Here is a 20,271-nt window from a genome sequence, read left to right as displayed (position 1 = left end):
AAGTAGGGCTGGTTTTTTAGTGAGAAACTGACTCAGGGAAAGCATCGTCTATAAATCCATCCCTATTGCATAAAATTTATTCTCAAGTAAGGGGGAATGGGTAAGATTGTTAGTAAGTATTCAGCGGTCAGCGGTCAGCCGTTGGCCTTTAGCTGATAGCTGATAGCACCTCAAGTAGCACCATCTGTAGCGCATCAGCTGATAGCTGTTCGCGCAGCGTGCGCGTAGCGCATAAGCTGTTCGCGCAGCGTGCGCGTAGCGCATTAGCTGAATTATTACGATTGTTATCCATTCCTAATACCTAATACTTAATAGCTAATAGCTAATAGCTAATAGCTAATACTTAATACTTAATACCTAATACTTAATACCTAATACTTAATACCTAATAACTAATTACCAAAAATGGGAAAGTTAGTTGTCCTGAGTCTAGATGGTGATTCCCAGCAGCAGGGGTTTCAGTTACGCTTAGAAATTGCTGAAGAAGGGTCACGCGCAACACTGGAAATGACCGGTTACTTGCCTGCAGCTTCACAACTCACTACTTACTTACAATACCATTGGCGCGAAAAATATCGGAGCCTAGGTTCACCCGCGAGAATCCAGCCCGGAAAAATTATCTATGGTGGTTCCATTAACCAACAGCTCAAGGAATGTCGGGATTCAGCCCATGAGTTAGGTAATATACTGAAACGATGGCTGGATTCTGAACAGTTTCGTCCCATTGATAAGCGATTACGGGAAGAGTTAAACCCAGAGGAAACCATTCGGGTGCTGATTCGCACGGAAAATACCCAGTTACAAAAGCTGCCTTGGCATCTGTGGGATTTTTTTGACCGTTACCCCAAGGCTGAAGTTGCTCTGAGTGGAACACAGTTTAAGCGACCCCATCAACTCCCTACACCTACCTCGAAATCTAAAGTGAGAATTTTAGCAATTTTAGGTCATAGTGCTGGTATTGATATTAAGGCAGATCGACAACTGCTGGAGAATTTACCTAATGCAGAAACCGTCTTTTTAGTAGAGCCCAAACATCACGAAATCAATGACCAGTTATGGGAGCAAGCTTGGGATATTATCTTTTTCGCAGGACATAGTGAGACAGAGGGGGAAACAGGTCGAATTTATATTAATCCCACCGATAGCTTAACCATTGATGAACTGTGGTATGCCCTCAAAAAAGCCGTGGCCCAGGGCTTAAAACTGGCAATTTTTAATTCTTGTGATGGGTTGGGATTGGCACGGAAACTCCATGATTTACAAATTCCCCAAATGATTATAATGCGGGAGTTGGTGCCAGATCAGGTCGCTCAAAACTTTTTGAAGTATTTTTTGAAGGGATTTGCTAATGGTAAGTCTTTATATCTGGCAGCGCGGGAAGCACGGGAGCGATTGCAGGGGTTGGAGCGTCAGTTTCCCTGCGCCAGTTGGTTACCAGTAATTTACCAGAATCTAGCACAAGAACCACCAGCTTGGGCAGATTTGTGCCAAGAGCAAGAAAAACGGAAACCCAAGTGGCCTAGTTTCCAGAGAGTGCTGCTATCTAGCATAGTGGTCACTAGCTTGGTAATGGTAGTGCGATCGCTTGGCCTATTCCAGCCCTGGGAACTGCAAGGGTTTGACCAGTTGATGCGGCTGCGACCCAATGAAGGACCAGATCCACGACTGTTATTAGTCACAATCACTGAAAAGGATGTGCAGTCCCAACCTAAGGAAGAAAGAAGAGCCGCCTCCTTATCCGATCGTTCCTTGGCCAAACTGCTGGCAAAGCTGGAACAGTATCAACCGAGTGCCATTGGTTTGGATATTTATCGGGAGAATCCTGTGGCAAGGGAATACCAGGATTTAGCGACTCGGATGCAAACTAGTGATCACTTGTTTGCCATCTGCCATTATGGTGACCCCGGAGTTCCCCCACCTCCAGAAGTGCCAGAGGTTCGCCAAGGCTTTAATAATGTTTTACTCGACCCCGATGACATTATCCGTCGCCATCTGTTGGCTGTAGGGTCACCATCTCCTTGTCAGAGCTACTACTCATTTAATTTCCAATTGGCAACAGGTTATCTGGCCGATCAAGCAATCCAGTTGGAGGTGACAGAAAATTACTTAAAGCTTGGCACTACAGTTTTTAAGACCCTAGAAAAGGATTCTGGTGGATATCACAATCTAAAGTCCGGTGGTCACCAAATATTACTGAATTATCGAGCTTCCGATCAAATTGCTGAGACCGTTTCCCTTGGAGAGGTTCTCAGGGATGACTTCAATGCCGACTTAGTCAGGAATCGCATTGTCGTGATCGGTACCATTGCCCCGAGTTTTAACGATGATATGTGGCGCACACCCTACAGTGGTGGTCAGTTTTCTCTTAAGACCATGACTGGCATAGAAATTCAGGCTCACATGATCAGTCATATCCTCAGTGCAGTGCTGGATAATCGACCATTAATTTGGTGGTGGTCTGAGCCTGGTGAAGCCCTGTGGATTTGGTGCTGGGCTGTGGTGGGGGGTATGGTTGCTGGAAACTTTAACGTGCTGCGTCCCGTCCTATTGGGTACTGGAACTGCTTTGGTTGTTTTATATGGAAGTTGCTGGGTTTTACTGATAGTAACCGGTGGTTGGGTGCCATTAATTCCCGCTACTATAGCATTGGTGGCTACTAGTGTGGTTCTTTACTTTGGTTTACAAAGTGACCAAAGTAATTGACTCGTCATTAGTCATTAGGTAAGCATATGCTTACGTCATTAGTGATTAGTCTTTGGTGAGCTACATTAAATCTCTTGATAGTTACAAATGACCAATGACCAATGAGCCAAAATCCCCTTTGATAACCCCCCTTTAGCCGCGACTTATAGTGCTTGGGGCGATACTAACTTGGGGCGATACTAACAAGTTGCGCCTAGGGCGTGTCTTCTTGCCTCGGAGATCCCCCTAAATCCCCCTTAAAAAAGGGGGACTTTGAGTATGGCTCCCCCCTTCCGCGCGGGGGGCTGGGGGGGATCTAAATCTTGCGGAAAACTTTGAAAACACGCCCTAGGCATACTGAATAAATGGGATTTTTAACCCGGATTTGGTATGACTAATTACTAATAACTAATCACAACACTTGACCGGATTTTGATCTGGAAATAGTGGTGATATACAGGGGTGTTAATCTGAATCCAAAAATTGGATATATCAGGTAAACATCTGTCGATGTTGATCTGAAGGTTGAGTGATGATGTTAACTAAATTATTTCGGCTTCAATACCTATTTCCCTTTAATTTAATGGTTGTTGGCTGGATTAGTTGTTTCTTGGTCTCCCGAGTAGAAGCTGATCAATCCATCAATGTTGGCCAAGCACAACAAGGACCAATTGAGTATACCAAGCCCAAACCCCCAGACAAGGGTACTCCTGATGCTGCCCAGGGTACAGGAACCCGTGGTCCTTGCCTATACAAGGCAGAGCTTCCAACACTGACTTCTTTAGTAGGTTTTTATCAGCCAAATTTAGATTATTCATATTTAAAGGTTACTCATGATTATCCAACCTTTTGGATATATCTACCTTATACCTCAGAAGATGGAGATTATAACTCAGAGGATGAAGCGTCCTTAGAATTTTCCTTGCAGGATAAATATGGTAAAAAAGATATTTACCGAACATCTTTCAAGCTACTAGATAAGCCTGGCATTGTGGGTATTCGGCTTCCTGAGAAAGTAAATTCCTTGGAAGTTGGTCAAACCTATCGTTGGAATATAGAGATCAATTGCCCTGCTTGGGAATTATCCAATAAACCAACAACCGTCTATTTCAAAGGACGAGTTAAACGAGTTGCCCACTCTCCAGACCTAGAACAGGATTTAAATGAGGCGAAAACTCTTCAAGAGAGAATCGCAGCTTATGATAAGCATGACATATGGTTTGATCAGTTAACTGAGTTAGCTGAATTAAGGCGGCAACAGCCCCACGATAGGACTCTTAAAGAAGCTTGGACTGAGGTATTGACCCCTCGTTTGGGGAAAACCATATCTGAACAACCCCTTTTGGGTAACCTTGAGGAAATTACACCGGTGCTGGTTAAAAAATAGGGAAAAAGAGGAGAGTGTCGGAATTTTATAATTAAGAATTGAGAATTGAGAATTGAGAATTGAGAATTGAGAATTGAGAATTGAGAATTGAGAATTAAGAATTAAGAATTGAGAATTGAGAATTGAGAATTGAGAATTGAGAATTGAGAATTCTGTCTTCTGTCTTCTGTCTTCTGTCTTCTGTCTTCTGCCTTCTCCCTTCTGTCTTCTCCCTTCTCCCTTCTCCCTTCTCCCTTCTACATTCTCCCTTCTACATTCTACATTCTACATTCTACATTCTACATTCTACATTCTACATTCTACATTCTACATTCTACATTCTACATTCTACAGCCAATTCCCAACTAAAATAAATGGTGCCCAATGATAAGGAAGAGTGTAGTCTTTGTTAGGATCTTCTTCTTCCATCTTTAGAAACTCTATTTGAGCATTTCGCAGGGCTTCCGCTTTAGTCAACTGTGGATTATTTAACTGTTGGTAGAACTGATTCATAAATTCCGCTGTAGAGGCATCATTAACTTGCCACAAGGTGGCTAGGGTACTGCGTGCTCCTGCTCTAATCGCTATCCCAGCTAGTCCTAAAGCCGCTCGTTTGTCCCCAGTAGCAGTCTGACAAGCACTCAGTAACAATAGTTCAATGGGGGTGGTGCCACTGGGGTCACTCATCCGTAGTAAGTTATCTAAATCCTTGACTTTGATGCGTTCATCCCAGTCTAAAATAAATGTTTGCTCTGGGTTGGAACTGAACTGGCCGTGAGTGGCAATATGAACAACATTGAAAGACGCTGCGGTTAGTTGATTTTGCAGGTTTTCTTTGATAAATTCCTGATTTTGCAGTTTCTGACTACGGTTGACCTGTTCCCCAATTTTTGTTAACTCGAATGCGACGTTATCGATTGGTCCTAAACCTTCTTTTTTAAAGCTGGGAGCGTTAGTAGCTCCAGCAATTAGGGCTGTGAGCTGTTGCCTTGGCAATGGTTTGGGGTCCACTAGCTGTAAGCCAGGGGTCACAGCTACAGCATACCGTTCTATTAAATACTTGTCCTTTTCTCGATCATAAAGGGCTGCTACAGGAATATTTCGTAATGACCCATCTAGGATAAATACTAGGGTTTTTATTGGGCTTTGGTCTCTGTCACGGTTAGTCTCTAGTTCTTCTTCAAAGGGTCTGATTAGCAAGTCATAAATTTGGGGTAATTCTTTTTTGATAGTGTGATTAGCACCGGTAGGTTTGGTTATGATTTCTTGGAACTTTTTGACCGCTTCGTCTACTTGATCGTCTGATATGTTTTGATGGAAAGAGTACACCAAGTCATTTTGCTTAGGCAATTTGAGGATTACCGCTAAGCCGTCTTTTAAGATAATCGGGTAAATCACCGCTGCTCTAGGGTCTACATTATCAATGTTGACTTTTTCTGGCTTGGCGCAGGCGTCTCGAAAAAAGTTGTCGATTTCAGCAAGCTGGAGTGCTTCAATAACCTTACGGGCCTTTTTGAGATTATCGTTACTCGGTTCAGGAGAACGCAAGAGTAAATCAACTAACTCTCGATAAACAGGCTCTACTTGTTCTCGGAAGGAAAACTGGATGTCCGGATTGAGAGCAACTAAATCACTGCGTAAATTCGTTAAGGTATTAGAGGCTTGGGTATAATAAGCGATCGCATCCTGGATTACTTCCGTTACTGCTTCGGTATTACTATTTCTGGTGGTAGTGGCTTGTTCGGCTTTAGCCTTAAGTAGACGTCCCATTTGCCACTGCCACTGATAAGCAATATCCGGTGCATTAATCCCTTGGGCAATCAGAAGCGCTGACTTGGTAAAGGTTATGGCATTTGACCAATCCTTGGTTTGTTCAAACCAGTTACCAAGGGTGCCCAGGGCATAGGATTCTGCTCGTTTGTCTTCTAGGGTTTTAGCTTGCTCAATGGCAGTGTTGAGTTGTTGAGCAATGTCTGGGAAATTGGGAATTTGCGTGGTAATTGGTTTGGTAAATTGCGTACGCAATTTTCGATTTCTGATCAAGATCAGACTTTGAGCGAAATTTACGTGGGCGTAAACTGATGCTCTACTGGATGGTAATTTAGTTAGCAATGTCTGGATTTGTGGCAACAACGCTTGAACAGATTTCTCCTGGTCTGTCTCGATGAGTAAACTTAGCTGATTCAATTGTGCTTGAATTTTGGTAATGGGTGAGGTGGTGGTTGCTGCTGCTTGTTGATAGTGAGTTATCGCCTCTTGGATATGCTGCTTGGATGCCTTGTGGTTATTCGTGTCTTTTGCTCTTGTGGCTAAGGCTCGCTCAGTATTACCTAAACTCAGTAACGCTTGACTCTGGGATTCTGGAGATTGTATTCGTTGTGCGACTTTCCAACTTTCGGTTAAGGTCTGTTTAGATTGCTCTAAATCCCCTGCTTGGCGAAACACATTACCAAGATTGTGTAAGCCAATAGCTTTTAGAGGAGAATCCGGTTGTGCCAGCAGGGTTTGTCTTACCTGAGTCAATAGCTTCTTGGCTCGACGGTAAAGTCCCAAAGATTGCATCGCTTGGGCTTGATTAATCTGGCTACCAAGCACACCAACCCGATCATTGGCTTGAGCATACAGTGCTTCAGCATTTTGCCAGGTGTTCAGGGCAGCTTCAGCATTTCCCTGTACCAATTGCAAACGCCCTTGAGTGTTCAACACTTTAGCCAATACTCCCTCACCTCCCCTGGATACGGTTTCTAGCAACGACAAACTGGAGTCAATGGCTGCTTGGGCTTGATCCCATTCCCCAAGTTGCTGAGTCACTAAGGACAGCAAACGCAGGGCTTGGGCTTGGTTGAGGATATCTCCTGTGGCTTGATAAGCTTGTGCCGCCTGCTGCAATACTCGTGCAGCATCAGAATACTTGCCAGCATCGTAATATTGTTTGCCTTTTTCCAGCAGCAGGTAGTGCTTCGTGCTTCCTGCTTCCTGTTGTCTCCTGCTTACTGTTGCGTTCTGCTCACTGTTACTGAGTGCTGATGGCTGATTGCTGATGGCTGATTGCTGATGGCTGATTGCTAATGACTGAGTGCTAATGACTGATGGCTGATGGCCAGCCGAGAAGGGTAGTGCGTGTACACCATGGCTTAAGATTAGCCCCAACAAGGTCATTAAAATAAACTGAATCAGGCGCTTCATTTATCTGAGTTATCTTTCGCGTTGGGAACAGCGGATCTGGGAACAGCGGATCTGGGAACAGGGAAAAGCGATCGCATAGCTTCCCCCTTGTTAAGGGGGACGGGAGGGGGATCTATCTTGTTAAGGGGGACGGGAGGAGGATCTATCCTCTGGCTTCCCCCTTGTTAAGGGGGACGGGAGGGGGATCTATCTTGTTAAGGGGGACGGGAGGAGGATCTATCTTGTTAAGGGGGACGGGAGGAGGATCTATCCTCTGGCTTCCCCCTTGTTAAGGGGGACGGGAGGGGGATCTATCCTCTGGTTTCCCCGGAAAACTCACCGCAGCTGCTTAAAGGTTTGGTGAAGCATTGGACAGTCTACTTTATGTAACCAGGTACCCTTCGGAGTCACTATGACTGGATGAGCGGTGAGAATTACCTCCCCGTTGGCACCGATAACCCAGCCTTGGGCTTCTACAATTTGTTTAGGTTTAGGTTTATTGGTCTGTGGTTGATTAATCTGTAGTTGATGCTGCCTTGACCTTGACCGACGTCTTCTGATCCTAGTTTGAGGTTGCTCAGTGATACGCCAATCGTCCCATGTAGCATTGGGGTTCAGGGTTTCGTTGGGAGAAACCGGTAAGCCACCACGACCTGTGGCAGTAAATTCACTCCCCTCACCCGCAGCACAGAGGTTTTTTTCAATCAGTTGAGAGGCATCAATTATATCGGTTGGCAATTCCGACAACCCTCGGCTGGGGTCAATTCCAGGTGCATTGATGTTGACGGTACCATCTAGACCAAACTCAGAGCTAGCGGTAATGTCACTGAGGGGGGTGAGCTTTTCTCGGAACTCTAGCCCAATGATACCTTGGGTGGTGATTGTGATATTGCCGCCATTGCCTTCAAAAGCATTAGCGGTAATGTCGCTATTTTCTTGACGAATGCCTAGGATAAAGGGAGCATTAATCTCAATATTGCCGCCGTTTCCACCAGCTTGAGCAGTGCCTGCGGTAGTAGAGATTTTACTGTTGCGTCGCAAGAACAACAACTCGTCAATGGTTAAGGTAATATTACCTCCTTGGGTGCTAGCCGTTTCTGCGGATAGCTCTGCTTTATTATTAAGGGTGAGTGTGCCTGCCTCAAGTGTAATACTGCCCCCTTTTCCCTGGCCTTGGCTATCTACAGCTATCTTGGCTTTATCCCGAATGGTCAAAGTTCTGGGGTCAACGAAAATATTGCCACCATCACCGCTAGAACCACGAGTAGTGTTGGCAAACAACCCACTTCCAGCTCCAGCTAGAGTTATATCATCACGTACTTCCAGAGTAATATTACCAGCCTGCTTATTACCTTCGGTGGTGGTTCTGACGTTCCCACCGTCGGTAGCCTCAAACCGATTGGCCTCAATTATGTTAATGTTGCCACCCTTACCCCGGTCAGTATTGGTAACGCTGGAAGTAGTGGCTGACACCTGTGAGTCTCCCTGGATGGTCACTTGATCAGCCTGAAGGGTGATGTTACCGGCATCTCCATCACCAGCAGTACTGGCAGTTATTTCAGAGTCATTGGTTAATTTTAGCGTACGCGTTTTAAGATCTACATCCCCACCATTGCCAACTGCACCAGTGTTTACTGCTGTCGAAATCGAACTATTCCGATTAAGGGAAACCTCCTCAGCGTCTGGGATTGTGATACTACCGGCATTTCCGTTACCCGCAGTACTTGCTTCAATTTTCGAGGTGTGATCTAGGGATAGAGACTTGGTTTCAATATCGACATTGCCACCATTGCCAACTGCTCCAGTATTTACTGCTGTGGAAATGGAACTGTTGAGATCAAGGTCAACCTGTTGAGCATCTTGTATGGTGATACTACCAGCATCCCCTTGACTATCTGTACTAGCTAGGATTTTCGATTCATTGTCCAGGGATAGATGCTTGCTTTCAATATCGACATTGCCACCATTGCCAACACCGGCAGTATTCGCTTCAATGGTCGAGATGTGATCTAGGGATAGAGACTTGGTTTCAATATCGACATTACCACCATTACCCTCTGCACCAGTATTTACTGCTGTCGATATCGAACTATTGAGATCAAGGTCAACCTGCTGAGCCTCTTGTATAGTGATACTACCGGCATCCCCTATCCCAGTGGTGCTAGCTGTTATCTCAGCGCCATTGGTTAATGTTAGCGATCGCGTTTTTAGATCAATATTACCGGCTTTTTCAGCATCTGCTCCAGAGTTTACTGCTGTGGATATGGAACTATTCCGATTAAGGTTAACCTCCTCGGCATCTGGGATGGTGATACTACCAGCATTGCCAACACCGGCAGTACTTGCTTCAATTTTCGAGGTGTGATCTAGGGATAGAGACTTGGTTTCAATATCGACATTGCCACCATTGCCTACTGCTTTAGTATTTACTGCTGTGGATATGGAACTATTCCGATTAAGGTCAACCTGTTGAGCTTCTTGTATGGTGATACTACCGGCATTCCCTATCCCAGAGGTGCTGGCAGTGATGTTAGAGTCATTGTTTAAAGTAAGCGTACGCGTTTTAATATCAATATTGCTGTCAATAGCAATATTGTTGTCTTTTTGGGCAACTGCACCCTCCTTCACCTCTGTAGAGATCGAACTGTTTTGATTGAGGGTCACCGAATCGGCATTTTTAACAACTATACTACCGGCATTTCCCTCACCAGCAGTACTCGCTTCAATTTTCGAGTTGTTATCTAGGGATAGAGACTCAGTTCCAATTTCCACATTGCCACCATTCCCAACACCCGCAGTACTGGCTAGGATTTCCGACTCATTGTTGAGGGATAGAGACTTGGTTTCAATTTCCACATCCCCACCCTTCCCAACTGCACCAGTATTTACTGCTGTGGATATGGAACTGTTGTGATCAATGTTAACCTGTTTAGCATCTAGTATAAATATACTACCGGCATCCCCTATCCCAGAGGTGCTCGATGTGATTTCAGACCCTTTCCCAGAGGTGCTAGCAGTTATTTGAGAGGGATTGGTTTGAGCTTGATTAGTTTTATTTAAATACAAGAACTCGGTGTGGATTTTGATCTGTCCACCCTTGCCCATCCCCGTAGGTTCTACAGCAGTGGAAATAGTGCTACCGTTTGCTAATGAAACGGTATCTATGGCGTTGAGCTCAATGTTACCCGCATCTCCGTTACCAGCAGTACTGGCAGTTATGTCAGAGCCATTGGTTAATTTTAGCGATCGCGTTTCAATATCAATCGTACCCACTTCCTCCCCTGGGCTAGCGTTTACCTCTGCACCAGCCTTTACCTCCGTTGAAATTGAGCTGTTGTCGGCAAGCTGGACAGAGTCAGCATTCTCAACAACAATGCTTCCAGAGGTTCCTGTACCAGAGGTAGATGCAGAAATCTGTGCTTCATCTTGGAGTGTTAAGTCTTGAGTATTAATCGTGATCGTTCCACCAGCCCCAGCCCCTTCAGTCTCTGCTAACAGTCCGCTATTGGGATTTGCGATCACCACCGTCTTATCGATATTCAGGGTAATGTTACCAGCCCGACCATCCCCAAAGGCTGTGGTGCGAAGTTGTCCACCAGTCGTAATTTCGAGAGTATTAACATCAATAGTTATCTCCCCACCGATGCCCTCACCTTGGGTAGAAGTCGATACAACTGCCCCATCCTGGACAATCAACTTTTCTGTATCAATGTTAATGTTCCCAGCATCCCCAAGTTGATTGCTAGCATCGTTAATGAATTGAGAGTTAGCGAATATTCCACTAGGAACTACAGTATTCTGATCATCGACAGCAGTGCCAACTAACTCGACTAAGTCCGAAGCAATGACTGTTATCTTGGCTCCCGTACCAGTATTTCCTGTTGCTGCTCCAATTCTGGAGCCATCACGTACTAAAAGTTGCTCGGTATTAATCGTTAAGTCGCCAGCATCCCCTGAACCAGTGGTATCAGCAGCAATTACCGCTCCATCCCCGAGAGTCAATGTGGGTGTGTTGACCTTCAACTCACCTGCCTGAGATGAGTTCAAGGTACCGGTAGCCAAAGCCGCCTTACCAGACAATGTCACTGACTCAGTGGCATTTATGGTTAAATTCCCCCCATCCCCTGGGTTTTCTATATCTGTTTCAACAGTTCCTGTGGTTACTCCAGCTCCATCCTGAATCGTTAAACTTTGGGTATTAATGGTTAAGTTCCCTCCCTTACCACTACCGATAGTAGCAGTCGTCAACCCTGTGGGAATATCTCTGATAGCCAAGGCTAGCCGTTCGTTAGGAGTAGGGATAAATGGACCCGTTTCGTTACCGACAATTTCCACGGACTCAGCGTTAACAGTTAAATCTCCACTCTTGCCACTACTACCACTTAAAGCGATAGTAGTAGCTCCAGCTAGACTGCCTGATTCTTGGTTTTGGGCTTGGTTTTGGATACTCAAGGTTCTGGTGTTAATGGTTAAGTCTCCAGAATTCCCTGGTCCAGTTGTAACCGTTGCCAAGCCAGACCCATTGAAACCTAGGAGCCGTTCTAGCAAGTTGGAATTGGTGAAGTTGGTGACCAATTCCCCCAAATTGCTGAAGCCTGACCCTTCTCTATTAATTAATGTCACTGACTCAGGGGCATTGACAATTAAATTTCCTCCTACACCTGCCCCAGTTGTAACAGTAACAACACCAGAGTCATCAAGCAAAAAGTTGCTACCGCTGTTGAGGGTGATCTTACCTCCCTCTATTCCAGCAGAAGCAATGAAAGAACCTGGATTGAGGGTGATGTTATCATTGGCCAAAAACGTGACATCACCCCCATTGCCAGAGAAAAGCTTAGACGGATCGTCATTTGGAATAGGATTAGACGGGTCATTATTTGGAATAGCAATGGTATTAACTATACCGTTGAGAGTAATGCTACCGCGAGAATCGATAGTAACTGACCCTCCCTTTAATACTTCACCGTTCTGAATGGCTAGATTTGCCAGAGTTGGCACTAACGAACCTAGAGTAGCTGAAACTTCAATATCTCCTGCTAGTGAAGGATTAGGCTTGTACTGATTGGTGAGCAAAACCTTTCCTGCCAACAGATCATTGGCAGATATGTTTTGGAACAACAAGTCTAATATATTGACATTAGCAAAAGCGATCGTGCCGATTTTAATATCTGCACTGGTGGCAGTATTGGTAATAGTGGGTCTGCCAAAGAGATTCAAATTGAACAAGTCACCAAAGAATTGGTTGCCTGTCAGTCCAGGGATACCAACTTGATTCGGATCTACTCCAGCACGAACATCAAGAGTCGGTTCAGTCTGACCATTAATATCCACTACTGTGCCATTAGATAAGGTAATGGCTTCGGAAATAAAGTCTATTCCTTCTGTACCTGTTTCATTACCTGTAATAATCACAGAGCCGATCTCTACCGCTCCCCCTGCCACGATATGTAGGGAGGTTCCTAGATAGCTGTTGAAACTAACATCCCCAACTGAGCGAATTATCGGGTCATCGGGACTAAATAAATCTCCGAGGCTGCCATCGAGCTGTTCAATCCGGAAACTGCCACCACTCCAATAGTGGGCATCACCAGCAACAGTATTTTGCGTCCGCAAAACCAGATCTCCACCGGAAAAAAGACCACTGTCTGGATGGTTCAAGGCAAATATATCCACCCCTTGATTGCCCTGAATCAATAACTTACCGCCAGCAGCGGCTATAAATGGTTGCCCGATACTATCCCTTATTTGAACTGTATCTTCTGCATGGAGTGTCAAATCTCCCCCAGCAATTAGTTGACCTTGTAAGTCAAGATGGCCAGCAGCTAGGGTGAGGTCTTGCCCCACTACTAAATAACCAGCGTTAGTGATTTTGGTGGGTTTGGGGTGATTCAAGCCATACTGTAATCCCGGAGTAATATTAATACTCAATAAAGGGGGGGCTTGTGGATTAGTGGCACTGAATTCTGTACCGTTGTTGAACACTAAACTATTGGCTGTACTGGCGAAAAAGGAACCTGCCACATCCAACCTGGCATTCTGGCCAAACACAATGCCATTGGGATTGAGTAAAAACAGATTCGCTCCACCATCGACACCAAGAGTGCCTAGAATGTTGGAGATATTACTCCCGGTCACCCGAGAGAGAATGTTCTCGATTCCGGCTGGATTGGCAAAGTAAACCCGCTGTAGCTGACCAACGTTAAAATCTTGAAAGCTATGGAACAGGTTACTACCTCGCGCTGCTCCCCCTTCAATCAAATCCCCTGGCTCTCCCCTAATCGTTGCATTTGGTGTTACCACTGAAGATTCATTACCCAAGGTTTGATCCGGGGTAATCTGGGCTAAAGCATAGTTCCCAGAAAAAGCAATAACCACCCATCCGATTAGGGTTAGGGCTTTTTCAGTTAAGGGCAATATCCCTAGCCCTCTGGTTGAGGACTTACTTTGCTGATTATTCATCTGTCCGCCTCTCCACAACTAGCTAGTTGTCTGGAGTACCGATAGCAGTCAAGTAACTTGACCTATATATTATTATTTTCCTGGGAAAGCCAGGGAGTTTACGGAATTTTTAGGTTATCTTTAACAAAAATTTACGGAAGCGATGCAGTCGGCCAAAGGGGGTTTCCCCCACTCGCTATTGCATCAAGACAGTGGTGCGGATTGATACTTTTGTTACGGTTATTGCGATCGCGCAATGCCCTATAGTCTCAAGTTGCCTTGAGCCATAGCAATTCTATCCCCTAATCTCAAGTCCGGTTGAATACCTAAAATCAAAGAGATTGATGGGGAGATAGGGAGATGGACAGATGAGCTAGATTTTGATTAAGGGTAATTATCAGGACTTAATATGATTCCCTCACTGACTGATCCTTATAGAAACTCTTGCAGTTGCTTCAGCAGAGACTCGGTCTGCTCAATCCCTTCGTTATCCCGTTGACTCTGGTAAAGTTCTAGGGCTTTTTCTATAGCAGTGAGGGCTTCGGTGACGCGAGAACGTTTTTTTAAGGCTACTCCTAGGTTATAGTGAGCTTGGGCATTTTTCGGAGCCAGTTCAATTAAACGTCTATAGGTCACTACTGCTGGTACGTATTGTTCTTGGGCTAGAAGAATTTTCCCGATGTACTCCTGTGCTTCTACTAAATCAGGTTTGGCAGAAGCTGCTCGCCGAAATGCTTTGAGGGCCTTGGATAAATTCCCTCTTGATTCCAGAATTTGACCGATTTGGAGGTGAATTTCAGGATTACGAGGGGCTAATTTCACTGCTTTTTCAAAAGCCGCCAGTCCAGCCATCTCATCCCCATGAATCAACCAAGCTGTGCCCAAACTTAGTTGGATACGGGTTTCGTTCGGAGCAATTTCCGCTGCTTTTTGGAACACTTTAATGGCTTCTTCGGAATTTTCCTGCTCTAACCAAGCTGCACCGATTAACTGGTATACTGTTAGGTTGTCTGGCTCAATTTCCAGGATTTTTTCATAGGTTTCTATGGCCCGTTGATAGTCCTTTTGACGTAGCAGGGTAATGGCCAAACCAAAATAGGCGTTAATATTATCCCGGTTAAGTCTAGTGGCACGACGATAGGCCGTAGCAGCACCAGCATTGTCCCCAGCATTGGCGAGACTGTAACCCAGTGCGTAATGGAAATTAGGATTTTCTGGCTGGAGTGCGATCGCTTTTTTGTAAGCGGCGGCAGCTTCTTGGAATTTGCCCAGACTTGCTTGTAAGTAGCCAATGCCCGAAAAAATCTTAGGGTTTCCTTGTTCCAGCTTAGCTGCTTCTTCGTAAACAGCAACAGCTCCCTGATAGTCACCCGCATCTACCAACTCTCGTGCTTGATGAAGAAGGTCATTGAGCTGTGGATTATACTGCTGTCGGCTAGATACCAGAGTTGGCATTGCTTCAGCAATTTCTGGCAGGGGGGTTGCCACTACGGAAAAAAATAAGCTAAGAAGGAGGAACAAAGTTTGCTTTAGCAAGGTCAATTTTTTCATCGTCATCAGGTTAGTGTACTTTGGGAGGTTCACTTACTGATGAGTTTTACCATGAACACCCGCTAATCGGGAAGGGTTAGTTGGGATAAATTTTGGTTAACTTATGTTAAGCTACGGGTTTGCTTCTGGTCAACTTATGATAATAACCCTTCCGGTGTAGACCGGAAGGGTTAGTGTTCAAGGATGTCAAGCTTAAATTTTGATAACTTAACAATCTTCTTTTAGATCTATATATGTAGATGTCTTTTAGATGTCTTTTTTATGACCCACCTATAGCGCTATAGGTGGGCTTCTTCAGTTTCACGAAAAGTTGAACCAGGGATGGCAAGCCTGATCCATAACGATTATTAAGATTGCAAAGCACCACTTTGGACCATCATCAAGATGAAAATACCAACACTCGCTACGACTAAAACCAGACCTAGAGCCACTGATTGACCCAAATGGTTGGGAGTTTGAGAAGTCTTCATGTCTGTTGTCCTTTCTTAAAGTTATGTATGCCGATAATGAACGATAACAAACTTTTGCCAAGGTTGATAAGAAAATGCAAAGTCTCTTAACTTAACTTTACTTAAGTTAATAATAACTAAAGTGTGTTCTAGTTTGCTCTTTAGCCGAAGGGAATATGATTTAATGGAAATACCATTCATACACCAATTAGTGAGATTCGTTAGCTATAAACCTTATCCTGTAACAATTTCGGGGATTAGCTCCTGCGGGTAAAATCAACCTAGACAACTTGATAACTATCCTGCTCCAAGTCCAGCCGGAGTATAATCCGAGTCACAGCCCTACCCCTACTGATAGGAACTAACCAATCCATGGATCAAGGGGGGTCGAAAGCGAAAACACTGGTAGCCTAAACTGGTGTAATAGTAGGCAATAACTCATGGGGACCCAAAGAAGGTATCTCCGAATCATTATTAATGAAGTGTGGCTTAATCAGGCTTAACCAGCCAGAGTAATCGTATTTTGCTGAAAATGTCCCAAAATAAGAAAAAGATGTCCGACAGTTACAGCGTCAGATACAGCGCTCTAGATGAGTCAACAATACCAGCAAATATGAGCCTGAGGCAGATTTTCTGGCGTTGCTGAATTAAGGAATGAATGTGCGATAATTTGGTTTTATTAAAGCCCCCTAAATCCCCCAATTCTGGGGGACTTTCATAGTTTTGTTCCCCCCAGAATTGGGGGGCTAGGGGGGCAAAACCATACGCATAATCAGCAACGCCGATTTTCTGGCTAAAAAGAAATTAAGCTGTTGTGCATTAAAAATATCTAACAGCTTATTTAAGTTACACGCAAACCGCCATAAATATCAATCAGATTTTTTTGATCATAGTAATACCTCGGGTCTTACCCATCAGTGATCCCTTTCCTTGCTTAGGGATCTCTTTACTCGTTAAGCTGACTATTGAATTTGCAGACGCGCCCTAGTTATTTTCTCCAGCTCCTTTTCATAGAAAAACTCTTTTTCGCCGAACGCTGGGGCTAGCTCACCAAACCAGGTGGCTTCAGGGTCATAGTGGGCAAAGAATGGCACCTTGCACCAATTAGGATCCCGCCCCCGAATAAACGAGAGAACAAATACCCTTTCTCCCATAATGTGGGCAACTCCACTGATAAGCACTTTACCTGGCAATGCTGACATTACAGGTCCTCGCACAGTTTGACTAAGACCGGATACTCCTTTAATTGCATGGCGAAAAATTTCCCAAGTACGTACTAGGGGTATTCCAAAGTAGTGTTTTGGTCCTGTGTCTCGCTCAACAAACATATAGTACGGAATGCACCCTAGTCGCACCTGCATCTGCCACATTTTTCTCCAGGCTCTAGCAGAATCATTTACGTGCTTGAGTAACGGACTTTGTGCACGGAGCTGAGCTCCTGTAGAGCGAATGCGTCGAATCGCCTCCTGAGCAATTGGGGTATCAAGTTCTCGCCAGTGGGTGTAGTGACCCATAACAGCTAAATGTTTCCCACTGTAAACTATTTTCTCAAACAAGCGTAGCACATCATCAGCATCTCGATCGGTAACGTAACGATAAGGCCAGTAGGCAACTGACTTGGTTCCAATGCGAATGGTTTGGATGTGTTCAAATTCTGGGTCTAGCAGTGGTTCAATATATTGAAAAAGCCTCCGGGCACTCATAATCATAGGATCCCCGCCCGTGAGCACAACATCAGTTACCTCTTTGTGCTGGCGGAGGTAGTCTTGGAACCTCCCTGACTCACGAGTAGTAAATTTGTGAGTGTTCGTATCTACAAATTGTGCCCACCTAAAACAAAATTGACAATAGGCGTGACAAGCCTGACCAGATGAAGGAAAAATGAGGACGGTATCTGGGTATTTATGTTGGATTCCAGAAATTAGTTCACCATCCAACCTTGGCACGTTATAATCTACTTGTCCTCCAGGATGTGGGTTGAGACGAGAGCGAATGTCATCAACAGTTCTACGGATAGTTTCTTTCGATCCATTTGTTTTCAGCAACTTAATTACTCGATTTAAGTCTTCAGGGTTTAACATATCTGGATGAGGGAAGGTCATGCGAAAAATCGGATCATCAGGTAGATTGTTCCAATCGATTAGTTGCTCAACAATATAGTTATTTACTCGAAAGGGAAAAACCTTACTTACTGCTTTCATTGCCAGGCGTTCATGACTTGGTAGTTTTTGTAGCTGGGGCAAGTTCTCTATATCATGACTACCAATGTTGTTAAACGGGTTACTGGTTAAGGGGTGCATCTTTTTGTTGTAAATCTATAACTCAGGGAACATAAGTTGTATTTTAGCCTTAAATGGTCATATCAATGGTCATATTTTTGCAAAAGTCATGCAGCACGCTCATGGGTATTTACCCCATGAGCGACTGGATCAAGACAGTGAGATGCACCCCTCATTAGGGTTTTGCAAGTTTTTTTGGTGATACCAATTTAAATTTATAGTAAGTGCTTTTTTGGTGATACCAATTTAAATTTATAGTAGTCAAAGTAAAAGTTAAGATATATTTCTGCTCCCTGCTCCCTGATCCGAAGTCCCTTTAAAACAAAATGCTTTGTCCTCAACTATACTTCGGTTGCTATATTGTTCACTAAATCCATAGCATAAGAACATAAAAAATGATGAGTAAAGATACCGAAAATTTTTGGGTTTTTAAAGCACTTAATGGAATTGTAGACATTAACTTCAATACAGAAAAAAGTATTGAGGAATTTTGCAATTTTGTATTATCGGGACTTAAAAAATCAGGCCACATAGGCTCAAACTTCCGAAATTTCAGGTTGCTCGATACATCGATGAATGATTCTTATACAATTTTGCAATCAACTTTTCGCAAAGCTAATGAGATTAGAGCTCAAAACGAGAATAGTGGAGGAATACAAATACTCTTAGCTGACCCTTACAGTGAGTTTGCACGTAATCGAGCTGAGTCAATTAGTAAGAATCCATTTCAACAGCCGATGTCGCCAATGAAAAAGATGGAGGATAGTTTAGAGCAGATTATTGTATCTATGAGAGACTTGGCTGAAACACAGCAAAGAAGACCTTTACCCTCATGTATGGAGGGTGTTAAACCAAAATTGGAATTTATTCACGAATACGGTAAGGATTTTGGGTTGAGACTTCTACTCTATTCAGATGTCCCCAGTGGACCAATGTACTTTTTTCAAAACATTTTACTCAAAGGAAGGTTCTGTGTGGGAGAATCTGCAGTTAATCTTCCCTGGATGATGATTATTGATGATCCTAATTGTAGCAAAGATTTTTACAATGTTTTTAGCGACGAGTTTGATCGGATATGGAAGCTTAGTGAAGAAGAAAAGTATCAGTATCCAAAAGAAAAAAAATTAAAAGCAGAAGAAACAAGGATTAGAGAATTAGAGCAAGAGATTAGTCGTTTGAAGGCAGAATTTAAAATTCTTAGCTCTCAAGCAAATTCTGAGGAAAATCAACCTCAGCTAAAAAACCAGATTAGCAGGGGGCTAGGGACTTTGGTGTCCACAGTGGTTGAGGTTATGGATCATGCTCAGCGCTTCTTATTCACTTGGCAGTTATTCGTAATTTTAATAGGTTTATTGGTGGCAGTATTTGTGGGAGTGGGATCTAAGATTGACTTTAATCAGCTTCTACCAAAGCCAACCCCTCCGCAATGATCTATCCCAAATGAGTCCAGTCTGGAAGCTCAACCACTTCGGTGAAAGTTCAGTCTAGCTAAATGCTTTAACCTTCACTTAGTTAAACCATGTTCTAGAGCATAGCGAACTAACTCAGTACGGCTATTAGTTCCGGTTTTACTAAACAGACGACTGACGTACTTCTCAACATTACGAACACTAGTCTCTAAACGTCGGGCAATTTCTTTATTCATTAGCCCTTGGGCAACCAAATCTAAGACACTCTGCTCTCTAGCTGTAAAATCAATGCGCAAGGGTGGAGGAGTTTGGACAATTCCATTCTTCTGGTCTAACATTGCGCGAATTTCAGCCACCTGCTTCGCTATCTTCTCAAGCTCTGTACTGCCTACACTATCTTCAGAGCTAGCAGCGCGACGCTCCAAGAGGTTCTGAACAATAGCGACTAATTCATCTGGATCAAAGGGCTTCGGTAGGTACGCATCACAACCGGCCTGATAACCCTGAATTCGATCTGAGGTCATGCCACGGGCTGTCAGAAACACTACTGGAAGTGCTTTAAAACGGGGATCATCTCGAAGTTGCTGTAGGAATTGATACCCATCTACTTTAGGCATCATGATGTCAGAAATTACTAGCTCGGGTGTGTTTTGCTGTAACATCTGCCAAGCATCATTAGCATTGCTGGCAACCTGTACAGTAAAACCAAATTCTGCCAAATACTCCTTGACCGCTTCCCTTACTCCTGGTTCGTCGTCTACCAATAAGAGTTTTGCTGACATCGCTACTTCCTTAACCCCTACTACCCTTAGTGTAGCGCAATTTAGACTGAGATCTTGCACCATTGTCATTAATCCTAGGGTGGGCAGTGCCTACCAACGGGCTTTGCAAGCTTGATTATCTGTCTGGTGCACTGCCCACCCTACATGAAC

At 44.2% G+C, this 20,271-nt stretch carries 9 protein-coding genes; 3 read left to right on the top strand and 6 right to left on the bottom strand.

Features of this window, described 5'->3' with window-relative positions:
• Positions 1–405: 405 nt before the first annotated feature.
• Together LYNGBM3L_RS05665 and LYNGBM3L_RS05660 are read left to right on the top strand one after the other, a co-directional pair.
• Positions 406–2,703, top strand: coding sequence for a CHASE2 domain-containing protein (locus tag LYNGBM3L_RS05665; RefSeq protein ID WP_008180141.1), 2,298 nt, complete (start codon positions 406–408; stop codon positions 2,701–2,703).
• A gap of 511 nt (positions 2,704–3,214) precedes the next feature.
• A complete protein-coding gene (locus LYNGBM3L_RS05660; protein ID WP_044492329.1) occupies positions 3,215–4,069 on the top strand; it encodes a DUF928 domain-containing protein in 855 nt (284 codons plus the stop codon).
• A gap of 327 nt (positions 4,070–4,396) precedes the next feature.
• On the opposite strand, the gene LYNGBM3L_RS05655 is transcribed toward LYNGBM3L_RS05660, so the two are convergent.
• From LYNGBM3L_RS05655 to LYNGBM3L_RS05640, 5 genes are all read right to left on the bottom strand, one after another.
• Positions 4,397–7,234: a CHAT domain-containing protein gene (locus tag LYNGBM3L_RS05655; RefSeq protein ID WP_008180135.1), complete on the bottom strand. Its 2,838-nt coding sequence runs from the start codon at positions 7,232–7,234 to the stop codon at positions 4,397–4,399.
• Positions 7,235–7,549: 315 nt separating this feature from the next.
• Entirely contained in the window at positions 7,550–13,672 is a 6,123-nt protein-coding gene (locus LYNGBM3L_RS05650; protein ID WP_008180133.1) for a two-partner secretion domain-containing protein, read from the bottom strand.
• A gap of 411 nt (positions 13,673–14,083) precedes the next feature.
• Positions 14,084–15,202, bottom strand: coding sequence for a tetratricopeptide repeat protein (locus LYNGBM3L_RS05645; protein WP_008180131.1), 1,119 nt, complete (start codon positions 15,200–15,202; stop codon positions 14,084–14,086).
• A gap of 347 nt (positions 15,203–15,549) precedes the next feature.
• Positions 15,550–15,672 carry a hypothetical protein gene (locus LYNGBM3L_RS48395; protein ID WP_008180130.1) on the bottom strand — a complete coding sequence of 41 codons (123 nt, stop codon included), beginning with the start codon at positions 15,670–15,672 and terminating at the stop codon, positions 15,550–15,552.
• 941 nt (positions 15,673–16,613) lie between these two features.
• Entirely contained in the window at positions 16,614–17,951 is a 1,338-nt protein-coding gene (locus tag LYNGBM3L_RS05640; protein ID WP_008180128.1) for a KamA family radical SAM protein, read from the bottom strand.
• Positions 17,952–18,325: 374 nt separating this feature from the next.
• Between LYNGBM3L_RS05640 and LYNGBM3L_RS05635 the strand changes: the two genes are divergently transcribed.
• Positions 18,326–19,360: a hypothetical protein gene (locus LYNGBM3L_RS05635; protein WP_075873653.1), complete on the top strand. Its 1,035-nt coding sequence runs from the start codon at positions 18,326–18,328 to the stop codon at positions 19,358–19,360.
• A gap of 74 nt (positions 19,361–19,434) precedes the next feature.
• Here the strand turns inward: LYNGBM3L_RS05635 and LYNGBM3L_RS05630 are convergent, their stop codons facing one another.
• On the bottom strand, positions 19,435–20,121 hold the full coding sequence (locus LYNGBM3L_RS05630; protein ID WP_044492336.1) for a response regulator transcription factor: 687 nt from the start codon (positions 20,119–20,121) through the stop codon (positions 19,435–19,437).
• Between the last annotated feature and the right edge of the window lie 150 nt (positions 20,122–20,271).

Source organism: Moorena producens 3L (assembly GCF_000211815.1).
GTDB lineage: Bacteria > Cyanobacteriota > Cyanobacteriia > Cyanobacteriales > Coleofasciculaceae > Moorena > Moorena producens.
The sequence above is the reverse complement of the archived record's forward strand: the minus strand, read 5'-3'. Positions and strand labels throughout refer to the sequence as shown.